Annotated in this window: 12 protein-coding genes and 1 pseudogene; 7 read left to right on the top strand and 6 right to left on the bottom strand. The window is 53.6% G+C overall.

Translation table 11 applies throughout. The annotated features are described in order from the left end of the window. Positions 1-37: 37 nt before the first annotated feature. On the bottom strand, positions 38-694 hold the full coding sequence (locus PPTH39_RS09115; RefSeq protein WP_095001449.1) for a trypsin-like peptidase domain-containing protein: 657 nt from the start codon (positions 692-694) through the stop codon (positions 38-40). A 301-nt stretch (positions 695-995) separates the two neighbouring features. Continuing rightward, positions 996-1,553: a putative periplasmic lipoprotein gene (locus PPTH39_RS09110; RefSeq protein WP_095018344.1), complete on the bottom strand. Its 558-nt coding sequence runs from the start codon at positions 1,551-1,553 to the stop codon at positions 996-998. A 116-nt stretch (positions 1,554-1,669) separates the two neighbouring features. Here PPTH39_RS09110 and PPTH39_RS23705 point away from each other — a divergent pair, with 116 nt between their 5' ends. From PPTH39_RS23705 to PPTH39_RS09095, 3 genes are read left to right on the top strand one after another with little or no spacing between them, the layout of a single operon-like run. After that, positions 1,670-1,981 (top strand): hypothetical protein, encoded by a 312-nt coding sequence (locus PPTH39_RS23705; RefSeq protein WP_010655636.1) that lies wholly within the window; start codon positions 1,670-1,672, stop codon positions 1,979-1,981. A gap of 24 nt (positions 1,982-2,005) precedes the next feature. Continuing rightward, complete coding sequence (locus tag PPTH39_RS09100; protein WP_130871887.1) at positions 2,006-2,332, top strand: hypothetical protein; 327 nt, start codon at positions 2,006-2,008, stop codon at positions 2,330-2,332. Between the two features lie 25 nt (positions 2,333-2,357). After that, on the top strand, positions 2,358-2,900 hold the full coding sequence (locus tag PPTH39_RS09095; protein ID WP_095018342.1) for a hypothetical protein: 543 nt from the start codon (positions 2,358-2,360) through the stop codon (positions 2,898-2,900). Between the two features lie 508 nt (positions 2,901-3,408). Here PPTH39_RS09095 and PPTH39_RS09085 read toward each other — a convergent pair. Together PPTH39_RS09085 and lldD are read right to left on the bottom strand one after the other, a co-directional pair. Continuing rightward, on the bottom strand, positions 3,409-4,437 hold the full coding sequence (locus PPTH39_RS09085; protein WP_003443292.1) for an FUSC family protein: 1,029 nt from the start codon (positions 4,435-4,437) through the stop codon (positions 3,409-3,411). Between the two features lie 13 nt (positions 4,438-4,450). Further along, positions 4,451-5,590: an FMN-dependent L-lactate dehydrogenase LldD gene (gene lldD / locus PPTH39_RS09080; RefSeq protein ID WP_003443295.1), complete on the bottom strand. Its 1,140-nt coding sequence runs from the start codon at positions 5,588-5,590 to the stop codon at positions 4,451-4,453. A gap of 132 nt (positions 5,591-5,722) precedes the next feature. On the opposite strand from lldD, the gene PPTH39_RS09075 reads away from it, so the two are divergent. Continuing rightward, on the top strand, positions 5,723-6,598 hold the full coding sequence (locus PPTH39_RS09075) for a LysR family transcriptional regulator (RefSeq protein ID WP_003443297.1): 876 nt from the start codon (positions 5,723-5,725) through the stop codon (positions 6,596-6,598). Positions 6,599-6,947: 349 nt separating this feature from the next. Here the strand turns inward: PPTH39_RS09075 and PPTH39_RS09070 are convergent. Together PPTH39_RS09070 and PPTH39_RS09065 are read right to left on the bottom strand one after the other, a co-directional pair. Beyond that, positions 6,948-7,544 (bottom strand): annotated as a pseudogene (locus PPTH39_RS09070) (restriction endonuclease); the annotation flags it as partial. A 101-nt stretch (positions 7,545-7,645) separates the two neighbouring features. Next, positions 7,646-8,020 carry a plasmid mobilization protein gene (locus PPTH39_RS09065; RefSeq protein ID WP_003443304.1) on the bottom strand — a complete coding sequence of 125 codons (375 nt, stop codon included), beginning with the start codon at positions 8,018-8,020 and terminating at the stop codon, positions 7,646-7,648. 373 nt (positions 8,021-8,393) lie between these two features. Here PPTH39_RS09065 and PPTH39_RS23850 point away from each other — a divergent pair, with 373 nt between their 5' ends. The 3 genes from PPTH39_RS23850 (at position 8,394) to trbL (ending at position 11,233) form a co-directional block, all read left to right on the top strand. Beyond that, complete coding sequence (locus tag PPTH39_RS23850; RefSeq protein ID WP_003443306.1) at positions 8,394-8,627, top strand: TraK family protein; 234 nt, start codon at positions 8,394-8,396, stop codon at positions 8,625-8,627. After that, on the top strand, positions 8,624-9,364 hold the full coding sequence (gene trbJ / locus PPTH39_RS09055; protein WP_003443308.1) for a P-type conjugative transfer protein TrbJ: 741 nt from the start codon (positions 8,624-8,626) through the stop codon (positions 9,362-9,364). Before PPTH39_RS23850 ends, trbJ begins: the two co-directional genes overlap by 4 nt. 195 nt (positions 9,365-9,559) lie before the next feature. Then, a complete protein-coding gene (trbL, locus tag PPTH39_RS09050) occupies positions 9,560-11,233 on the top strand; it encodes a P-type conjugative transfer protein TrbL (RefSeq protein ID WP_003443313.1) in 1,674 nt (557 codons plus the stop codon). Positions 11,234-11,917 lie beyond the last annotated feature (684 nt).

Here is an 11,917-nt window from a genome sequence, read left to right as displayed (position 1 = left end):
AAAAAGCACCCTCACCTTCCGGGGTGAGGGTGCTTTTTTACTTGGCCGCAAACTTCGACCCACGCCCCCCATCAAGCTGCGCCTGCAACATCCCCCATTCGCGGGCAACAATCGAATACGGGATAAAAATGCTCACTCTCTGCGCGCTCTTCAGCTCAGGCAACGTAATAGCACTGTTCAGGCTGGTCGAATAAAAACCGGCATTGATCCCCACCACGCAACCGTCACTGGCGATCACCGGCCCACCCGACATGCCCTTGACCAGCGGGGCATCATGAATGGCATACAGGTCACCGCTGTGATCTTCGGTATTGCTGAAGGGGGTTTTATACACTTTGCCCTTACCCGTCGTGGTCACAAGGTAAGGGCTCACGCCCACGGCCGTGATGCTCTCTCCCACCTGCGGCGCTCGCCATGCCGGGAAGTGGCCATTGGCTTTATGCTTGATAAAGACCAGATCGCAGCGTGTGCTGCAACGGTATGCAACGTTGGGGATAAACGGGGTATGCCCAGTGGTGACGGCGTAGTCCTCATTCCATTGCACGGCCGAGGCCATGTACATATACGGCATGGGAAAGCCTGAAAAGACGGGAAAGTAAGCTTCATTGACCGGCCCCGACAAGTCGGGCTTCACGAATCCGTTGCATCCTGCAGTGACAACTCCTATTAACAAGAAGGCCATGATCTTGATCATGATAAATCACCGACTTATAGGGAGGATGCGACTGGCTTTGATTGTCAGTATTTTGACTACAGCAAAAACAGCACGCCTAACCAATTGTTTTGGTTGAGGCATGTATTATTTATGGATGAGGTTTTAATAACGCGTATGAATCAATCGAACTAAGCTCAATTGCCATTTCGAGCAATTGCCACGTTCAAATAATTGGCGTCGGAAGTTTGATGATTCAGAACGCCGACCACAAAAAAAGCGATCAACAGTAAAGGTTGATCGCTTTTTATATCAAGCCGGGCTCAAGGCCTTTCATGCACTATCAGTCTGCGGCGCCATCATTTTTTTGAGCGCCAACGGTCTTGCGCTCACCGGTTGGAGAAACTTCATACACGTTCATCACCCAAGTGTCAGCGATCACGGTTTCAACCACGTAATTCTTCTTGGCTTGCGGGGTGAATTGCTGCGCAACAGGCTGCTCTTTATCGAACGGCGTAGGCATTGGAATACCGTTGAAGGTGAACTGCTTGGCCTTGACCGTCCCTTCCACGTGCACCACTTTGTCTGCATCGACCAGCTTGCTGATGCTGTCAGTGCCACCGCCAATTCGCTTCAGATAGGCCGGTATGCGCTTGAAGTAAGCAGTGTCATAAACACGATCACCCGCGTCATCCATTCGACCGTCGGAATACCCGTACATGTAACTGACAGGGTGATCACCCTCCCCGCCGATGGTACGGAAGGTCAAGCTGGCTTGATGGTCATTCATGACCAGTGGCACGACCGGCGTTGAAGTGAGATCACCCGCCTTACGGCTACTGCAACCGGTCATCACAAGGGCGAGTGTGATTGCTAACGGAACTGCCAGATAAGTTTTCATTCGATCCTTGAACAGTCTGAGTGAAGGACAGTATGGAACCATTTGTTGAATGAAAGTTCCCTATACGATGTTGGCGCATCACACTCTACCCGCGTCAAAACCCAAGGAAGAACGCCATGTTCACGAGGAGCCTGTTGCTGAGTTTTTGCGCTGTGTTACTGGTTGGCTGCACGGGAAGGGGCTTTCAACCGCCGGCTCCGGATTACACAAAATGGTACAAGGAGGGCGTATCGCAGACCGGGATCATTGCTGCGATGCGTGCGTGCGGATATACCAATGTTGATGGCGCAGGAGACAGGTCGCCAATCGATGTGAGGTTACTGAACTTCTATTGCATGAAAGACGCAGGCTACAAACGCAAAGATAACTTGGACATGTGCAAGCTCGGTCGTATTGGAGAATCGCCGGTGTGCGATGGCCGCCGTTAATCCGTCACCAAAAGGACACAGGGAATGAACAATCTACGCAACGGACTGTATGGTGCCGCATTGGCCCTGGCGGCAACAGCGCTGGGTGGTTGCGCCTCCTCGGCCGCAATCACCGGCGAACCTGGGGTAAACATGGGCGACAGCTATCAGAGTGTGCTCGCGGTGGTCAGCCGCAACAATACCGTGACCAAACAGGTAGATGGTCAAGGCTTCCGGGCCGAGGGTTACTCGACAATGTTCAAGGACTGTCGCACCAAGTACTTCCTGTTCCAGGACGCCGATGGTTTGCAGCGCGTGACCTATGAACCTGCGCCGCATCTGTCAGTCAGCCAGAACTGCCGCCAGCCTTAACCTGCCCCTGCGAGTCGATTGCCTGATGAGACTGTTCACTGTAATCCCCGCCGTTCTGCTAGCGCTCAGCGGCTGCGGCCAAGTGGCAAACGTGCGTTCGCTGTCTACCGGCTACATACCCCCGCAGAGCGGCGAGACTGCCCGTATTCGCCTGCTCACCGACGGCCTGGTGCGCGCCGTGCCGGGGCGTGACTGCCTCGACTGGAATGTGCCCGGCGCGGGGGTGATGGCGTCGGCGAAATCCGGCTTCCCCGACCATAACGGTGAAAACCTCGGCATTGCCGGGCCGATCTATTCGTTGGCAGGTTCGGTCTCGTCAGAGCTGGTAGTGCCGGCGAACAAGCCGATCGCGTTCCATTACCTGGGGCGCCTGCAATATGCCCGGCAGTGTGCCAGGACCATGACCTTCGTACCTCGGCCCGGGGTGGATTACCGGGTGCAGGCATCGATGTCGGCGGACTGTTCATTCCTGCTGGATGAGCTTTCAGCTGACGGCATGCAATGGGTCGCTGTCGAACCGAAGCCTGATGGCAAGGTGTCGATGTGTCACGCGATGGATAACTTCTAGCCCGAAATCAGCGCGGGTCCATTACCAAGCCACCTAAACACGGCGCCTGGCGATGCACAAAGCTGCCAGAATTTGCCAGACCCAAAAAGCCAAAAGCCCGCAATTAAGCGGGCTTCAGGGTGTTCTTGCTCACGGGTGCCGGACTATGCCGGCCTACCGATTATTCCCACTCTATTATCAACAAGCGCAATAAAACCTTTAAAAGCAGATAACTATCAAACAAAACAAAAGGCATACCATGAAAAGAACCATTCCCGAACGACGCTCTAGATGCTCAGCCCTCCCGCCTCTCATCGCATGACAAGCACCTGTAGAGGGGGTATAGCGCTCTTTGATAGGGCGCACGTGACTACGGCACGATCAGGGCCTACAAACATCCGAGTCAAACCATGAGGAAGAACGCCATGTTCACGCGGAGCCTATTACTGAGTTTTTGCGCGGTGTTACTGGTTGGCTGCACGGGAAGGGGCTTTCAAACCGGCGGTCTAGGAAACACTCCCCTAGTCCTCTACGGCTCAGCCGTTTGCCAGCGAGGAAAAATCACAAGCGAAGCGATGATCGCTAAAAGTGCACCACCGGTGCTGTAGAGCATTCGTAGAAATACCAAATCCAGCTCCGATCCTCCTGACTGGCCAACCTGCGCGACCAGTATGAAATGTGGAGTGAGGAACATCAAATAGCTGATGTGGCTCACAGAGCGCCCTGCCAGGGTGCCAATAGAAACAGGCAGTATCAGTGCAGCCAACAAAAACGGATCATGGATTGCGTAACCAAGAACGGCAGCAATGGCTCCCCCTAAGAAGGTGCCGCCGACTCGCTCCAGAGACATCCTCAACGTTGAATGCATGTAGGGCTGCATGATCAGAAACACCGTAAGGGTCATCCAGTATCCGTAATGCAACGACCACAATTGAACCAACCAAACTGACAGTGCTCCCGACAGCGCAACGCGAAGCCCATGCAGAAAGAAGTTAGATTTCGGTGTGAAATTTGTTCTGAGTGCCGACCATAAAACTGGCCGCTTTGCAGCATCAGGCTGGTCGTACTGACACCATTGGAACAGCAATGCGGAGCCTGTAGCCCATAGGCTGCCATATAGAAAGTAACGTGCATAAGCAAATCCCTGGGCAAAGTCCTTTGCCGGGAATGCAGTGGATACCGCAAATGCCGTCGCTGTCAGCAAAGCGGGAATGCTAATGCGCGCGCCGCAAACCTGGGCGTAAGCGCCAGCAAACGCAAAGAGGGCCGACAGTGCTATAGCCAGTTGCGGCCATACCATCGTCCAAGCACCTAGCCCTGACGCCACGGCGCCGGTGATGCCGAAAACCAGGCCGAAGATACAACCCTTTGGGGACTTATCGCTCGGAATCGACAGATAGCTCCAGAATGCGGCAATCGCTGACCAACAGAACAAGGGGTTGTGTAAGCGAGCCGCGAGGAGCGCCGGCACAGTACAGACAACACCACCACACACTACGTAGCCAATCGGTACATTGCGTACCGCTTCCAACATCTTAACGGTCAGTGATTGCGACATGATCGAACCTTCATTACTCAACTGGAACCAATGCGGTTCGATCGATCTTGTCAATCGAGGTAACACCAGTGAGCGTCATTGCCACGCGCATTTCTTGCGAGAAGATATCCAGCATATTCTCTACCCCGTGCTGTCCGTCGGCGGCCAGAGCGTAAACCGTCGAGCGCCCCAGCAGGCATGCCTTGGCGCCTAAGGCGAGCATGCGCACAACATCCAGCCCGGAACGAATGCCAGAGTCCACCAGCACCGTCAGGTCATCACCCACTACTTCGGCGATGGGAGGCAAAGCCCTAGCGGTGGACAGCACACCGTCCAATTGGCGACCGCCGTGGTTGGAGACCACGATGCCATCAGCGCCGAAACTTACTGCGTCCTTGGCGTCCTGTGGATCAAGGATGCCCTTGATAATCATCGGGCCCTTCCAAAACTCGCGGATCCATTCCAGGTCCTTCCAGCTGATAGAGGGGTCGAAGTTATTGCCTAACCAGCCAACATAATCTTCCAGGGTGGTGGCTTTGCCCAGGTACTTGGAGATGTTGCCCAAATCATGCGGACGACCGAGGATACCGACATTAAACGCCCAATCCGGCCTAGTGGTGGCTTGCAGGATGCGCCGTGAAGCTGCGAGTGGCCCAGACATGCCCGAGTGGGCATCACGGTAACGAGCGCCTGGCGTCGGCATGTCTACGGTGAACACCAGCGTGGTAACGCCGGCTGCTTGAGCACGCTCTAGGGCATTACGCATAAATCCGCGATCCTTGAGCACATAGAGTTGAAACCAGATCGATTGCGAACTCTGGGAACTAACCTCTTCAATCGAGCAGACCGATACTGTGGACAGGCAAAAGGGAATGCCTTTCGTGGCCGCAGCCTTGGCCGCTTGTACTTCACCACGACGGGCATACATACCGGTCAGTCCGACGGGGCTGAGGATGATCGGCAGACTCTGTTCCTTTCCAAAGAGCGTCGTCTTGAGACTCAAACTGTCAACATTTCTCAAGATGCGTTGACGCAAGCTGATGCTGGCGAGGTCAGCGCTATTGGCACGCATTGTGTGTTCGGCATAGGCGCCGCCGTCGATGTAGTCGAACAGAAATCGCGGCAATTTGCGTCTCGCGGCTTCGCGATAGTCGGATGCCGATGAAATAATCATTATCTACAACTCCTAGGTCTCTAGAAAATTTCAGCGACGTAGGACGTTGCTGAGTGAATTTCACGATAAGGGATTGTTGAGTATGATAAAAACAACTTTTTCTACTCGAATTGAGTCGCTATTGGAATACACATGAATCTCAGAACGCTGCGGGTGTTTGTAGAAGTGGTGCGCCAGGGAGGTTTCTCCCAAGCTGCGGAGGTTGTGTCTTTGACTCAGTCCTCAGTCAGCAAGGCAGTCAGGACGCTCGAGGATGAGCTAGGTACGCCACTGCTGAACCGTATCGGCCATAAAAGCGAGTTGACGGCCGCAGGTGAGATTGCCTATCGGCGCGCACTGGTATTACTCGCAGATCGGAACGATCTGATCGCAGAGATCAATGAACTGCGCGACCTGAAGGGCGGTACGCTGCGGATCGGCTTGCCGCCTGTAGGCTCCGGGGTATTGTTCGCTGAGATGTTTGCTACTTATCGCAGCCGCTATCCGATGGTGAATATAGAACTGATAGAGCACGGTAGTAAGAAACTGTGTGAGTGCCTGGAGGCCGGAGAGGTGGACTTGGCAGCACTACTGATTCCGATCGATGAAACTTTCGCTTATCAGGAAGTGCGCAACGAGCCTTTAGTGGTTGTGCTGCCTAGCGCCCATTCGCTTTCGCGACGCAAGCGAATGAACTTCAGTGATCTGGCGGATTCGCCATTCATCCTCTTTGATGAGGGGTTTGCGCTTAACGCATTAATTATGGCCGCTTGTGATCGAAGAGGGATTGTGCCCCGGGTGACGGCCCGCAGCGGGCAGATTGATTTCATCGCCGACCTGGTAGCTGCAGGTTTAGGGGTGGCATTTTTACCGCGAATGCTTGCGCAAAAACATAAACATGCGGGCATCGCTCTAGTACCTCTTGAAGAGCCACACACGGATTGGAATATTGCACTCGCTTGGCGTGCCGGTGCGCATTTGCCTCCGGCTGCAATGGCTTGGTTAGATCTGGCCAAAGAGCTGAGATAGTGCAATGGCTTTTGCTCGGATATCCAAGCGCTGGTAGTCAATAAAAACACCGGCCTACCTGGTGAAGGGGTCGGGTGGTTTTTAGTTAAGGAAGAAGAGTTCGCTACTCTGCCCCGCCATCAGAAGCAGGTAATTGTCAAAGCCGAACTCAATCACGTTTTTACGTTTCCACAATGGGACAAGGTCCTAAAAACTTTAGACCTTGAACTGACCGAAACCGATTTCTCGCACGCTCTTGAGTTGGCTTGTCAAATCGCCGGAGGAGGTGAAAGCGAGCACCATAAGAAATTAAAGGATTTCGTAGCACACAACCCCCTCTCAATCTCTTCGGTCCCCGATATCACTAGAGGCCTGTTCCAGTGCGTAAAATACCGGACTGTGATGGAGGCAGTACTACTTGCGCATTCGCAGATACAGCATTTAATGCTGTCTGCTGGTGCTCACGCAGTTGCTTCTTGGATTTGAGTGCGACCGCTTTGCTGGACTGGTACTTGGCCCAGTCAATCTGGCTGTCTTCCAAGGCTTGCAGATCGATCTTGCTGACCGGAGGCTGTTGGCCCTGCAAGGCATCCTCGGCGTGCTCGCTCCAGTTGTTGGTGGTGGTAACGATGATGCGGTGCGAGAACGGCGCTTTGCCCGAGGCGGTGAAGAAACTGTCGATGTCCTTCTTCTGGACTTTGTAGTCCTCGGCGAACAGCTTGCACTGGATGGCGTGATACTCGCCGGTGCCCTGGGTACGAGCCACAAGATCAATGCATGCATCCTTACCACTCAAGCCCTGCTCCTTGGCCCAGTCGGCATACGTCCATACTTGATCGTACAGATCGCGGTAGGTCGCTTCATTGCGCAAGTAAACGCAGATCAGTTCCTCAAAGTAGGTGCCCTTCTCGCGCTCGGTGACAGAGGCAGAACGATAAGAATCCAAAAGCGCAGCAAGAGCCGACATGTGCATTTCCTTTCAAAGCGGCTAACGGGAAAAATGCGCAATTCTAGCAACTGTCAGCACTGAATTGGATTGCACAATCCAAAGAGTTTCGGCGTCAAGCCCTACGCTTTTCTAACAAAAACGACAGCGCTCATCTTTTCCCGAACACCCGCCTGCAGCTCTCGAAACTCGACCATCATCCGCTCGATCTCGACCGAGCTTGCTCCCTGCCCGTTTTTCTCCAAAAGCCACAGCTTCAACAAACCGGCAACCCGCCCCAAGTCGCCGTTAATTCTGCAAAGATCAGCCACCGCTTTCAGATCGACGACCGAGCGAATGGGTGTATTCAGACCCAATGCTCGGAGGTAACCGGAGCGGGACATACCAGCCTCTTCGGCACGCTCAGTGATGGTCGCCTTTTCCTCATCTGTAACCCACACCTCTATCGGCTTTCCGCGCCGTCGAGGCTGGGCTTTTCCTTTGGTGTCCTCTGTCATTGCTTCTGCTCCTGTTGTTGCTTTTCGCTCTTAGACGAGGCAGCGGCGGCGGGCCTCGCAGAGCAAGATACCGTTGAGCCGCAGGCGAATAAGGGGCGGTGTTGGATGGGTTCGGGCTTGCCCGTACCCGTACAACACACATCTTGCCATACTGTTGTAAGCGATTTAATGCGATTTAAAACTAAAAACTCATCAATCGCTTTGAATTTCGCTAAATCGCATACAGTCGCATTGAATTGCCTAGAGTTGCCTTAAACTTCCTTGAGCTGCATACAATCACGCTAAATTTCATTAATTTTAGCTGCGCAGTTATTGTATGTTTCCCTAGGCTTTTATCCGTGCTAAAACCAATAGGAACAAACGGAGAAAGTCGATGCAAAGTAATAGTCTAAAGCCTATCAAAAGAAGAGCTGGCCGTGCTGAGTTCTTCTCGATCAGGAAGGAGTTAGAAACGAAAATACTGCTCGGCCACCCCCTTACTCGGCTCTACACCGAATACGCTGATCGATTTAGCTTTGGATATGTGCAGTTCACACGTTACGTCGCTCGCTATTGCAAGCAATCGCGTTCATTTATCATGACAGGCTCGCATTGGAGACAAAAATGATAAATGGATGGAGATTATTAATAACAGTTTTTACTTTGCTTTTTACATGGCAGAACGCCTTTGCTATCTACTGCACAAACTGCTCTACATTCTATCAACAGATGTTCGAGTACGCAGAAGCAGTCAATACGGCGTTGAACACTGCAGAGCAGCTTTCGACACAAGTTCAGCAATACAACAATATGGTCACGCAGGGGACTCCGTTGCCAAACAGCATGTTTGGCCGGATCACCCAAGACATGCAGCGTGTAACAAGCATCTACAACAGGGCGCAGTCATTAGGCCGCAATGTGGCGAATCTCGATTCGCAATTCAATACGCAGTTTCCCGGGTATGAGGCGTATTTGCAGAAATTTCTCCAGTCGAGCAGTAAGGCGACTGACGTAATGCCGGATCGCTACGAAAAATGGTCGGCGCAAGGCTTTGATAACGCAAAAAGAGCTATGCAGGCAGCAGGCATGAATACCAGCACATTTGAGACGGAAGATGCACACTTGGAACAACTGGTGAACCGTTCGCAGTCATCATCGGGTCGGATGCAGGCCATCCAAGCTGGGAACGAGATTGCCGCTTCAAACGTGCAGCAGCTTCAGAAACTGCGCGACTTGGTGGCGACTCAAATTACCCTGCAGGGCAATTACATAGCCCAAGAAACCGCGCGTCAGTCGGTCGGCGACGCCGCCTCCGAGCAATTCAACAAGCGCCCAAATACTCGCGGCGGCGCGAAGGGGTACTGACTATGAAGTTCTCTAAATGGCTTCTTATTGTGCTGTGTGTAGCATCTGGACTTGGAGGGGCAGCTCTGGTCGGCATCATATGTTCCATCTCTAATGACCGCATAGTGGTTACCGAAAAGATCAACCAGTCTCATGCCGCCGACAAACAATTCAATGAGCGCCCGAACAGTCGCGGTGGCGCCAAGGGGTACTGACATGCGCGTACCTATGATTGCTGGCTGCAGCGGACTATTTCTAATGCTGCTTGCAGGGAGTGCAGCTGCAGGAGTCGATCTAGCCCAAAGCGACACCTCAATGCAGGGCTTGCTGGACATGATTCTTGAGGCTTCTAACGAATGGGCCCCTCGCCTTCATGGCTATGCGGTGAACCTATTTTGGAGTCTGGCACTCATCCAGTTTGTGTGGACATTCTTCCCGATGGTATTCAAACAAGTCGACTTCGGCGAGCTAGTTGGCGAGCTAATCCGCTTCATCATGGTCATCGGTTTTTTCCTGATACTGCTCGATCACTCAACGGAGTGGGCAAGCGCGGTTGTGAACAGTTTCCGACAAGCTGGGGCACATGCAGCAGGCTTGCCAAGCCCTGAGCTAATGCCAGGAGATATGTTTGCGACGGCGGTCGAGTTTTCTCGTGCCATCCTGACCGGAATGAGCGTTTTCAACCCTTCGCAGAGTATCGTCGTTGCCTTGGCTGCCATCCTCGTTCTGATGGCTTTTGCTTTCATCGCGGCATTCATTTTTGTGACATTGGTCGAGGCTTATGTCGTTATCAACGCCTCTGTTCTATTCATGGCTTTCGGCGCATCGCAGTGGACACGGGAATACACGATGGCTGTTATTCGCTACGCAGTTTCCGTGGGTGCCAAGCTATTTATGGTGACGTTGATAGTCGGCTTGATTCTGACTGTCGCGAAGAAGTGGCAGGTTGCTTATACCAATGACGAAGCCTCTCTGATGACCTTGGTGGGGTTATCGCTGGTATGCGCCTACCTGACCAAGACCATTCCCGAACTGATCGCGGGCATGATTAGCGGCGTTTCTTCGGGTGGCGGCGGTGCGATTGGCGGCATGGCCGCGGCTGGTGTAGCTGGTGCAGCAGCCGCGGCGGCTACCATTGCCACGGCAGGCGCATTAGCTCCGGCAGCGGCCAGGGCAATCGGTGCGAGTGGTAGTGGTAGTGGCGCAAGTGTAGCGGCCGCGCCCGGGGGTATTGGCACCGGAGGTCTGGCCAGCGCAATCAACTCCAGCTTTGCCGGTGGTGGTGGCACAGCCAGCACTGGCGCTATTAGCTCGGGCCTCGGGTCCAGCACTGGCGGTAGTTCTGCCGCTAAATCAGCCGGAGCTAAAATCGGCGGTAGCGCCTCTAGTGGCCCTAGCGGCGGCAGCCCACTGACGCAGCCAAGCCAAGGCGTGCAGCAGGCAGCCAAAAAGGCGGCGAAAGCTGCGCTAGGCAACGGCGACGATTCCAAGGGCAAAGCCGCCGCGCAGCCGCAGACGAATCCACAAGAGGATCAGGGCGGCAGTAGTTTGCAATCGACCTTGCAAGCCTCTCAGCAGTACGCAGGAGGTGCGCAAGACAATGGTGGAGGGTTGTCTGCCCATAACGTGGCATCAGCCGCAACCCGAGCAGTTGGACTCATGGCCGCTATGTCTGTGCCCGGTATGGAGGGGACCGCAGGAATTTCGCTGGGCGCCGGTACTCCACAAGCTGTTCCTAACTCAGGTGGTGACAACGTGGACAACGGAGAAGGAAGGGAGCCTGCAAACGTAATACATGGAGCTGACTTGGCCACAGCTGCAGAAACTGAAAGCGGCACCAAAGAAGCGGCTCCGTCGCCTAAGACTCAATCACCGGGTGAACAATCATGATTGCAGACATTCTGTTTGGCTTTTTCATGCTGGGTAGCTTCTTCGTTCTTGGTGTAGGTTTCTGGGCGCTTGGACGACTTCTGCGAGCCAAAGGGCATGGCCCTTTACTAGATACGCTTGACGGACGTTACATCCGCCTACACGCGGAGGTGCAACTGGGGATGGTACCTGTGGGATAAAGACATTTTCCGACTTGGGCGATCTTCATCTGTTGCCATTCTTTGGTTCCAGACGTCAACGCAAGCACCTCGACGAAATCCGGCTGGACCTGCTTGCTGAACAGCAGAGGCTCAACGAATCCAAGCATTGATGACATGCCCCGCTTTGCGGGGCTTTTTATTCCCGTCTATTACACACCACCAAGACTCTCTAGACCATCTTGTGCGAAGCCCGAGCCAGAAAGTGCGCCCTTGCATTGCCAATGAAATCACTGAATAGATCGAGAGCTCGTCCAGTGTGTTACGTAATAGTCGGTGCTGGCTGCTTGGCTGCCAAATTACCTGAAATCGCTCACATGCTCTCTTTTTGGTGTCCGTCGTTGCTCTCTACGATCTGTCTGGTGGCAGACCTGCCGGAATCTGGTTCGATGATATGGATGTGCGCTACGACGGCCGCAGTCGATCTCAAGCAACAGTTTGTGAGCGTAGGGAACGCTTTTTCATATCAGAGAGGGCAGGTGCTTAG

The sequence above is a fragment of the Pseudomonas bubulae genome (assembly GCF_900618535.1).
GTDB lineage: Bacteria > Pseudomonadota > Gammaproteobacteria > Pseudomonadales > Pseudomonadaceae > Aquipseudomonas > Aquipseudomonas bubulae.
This window is presented reverse-complemented; position numbering and strand designations above follow the sequence as displayed.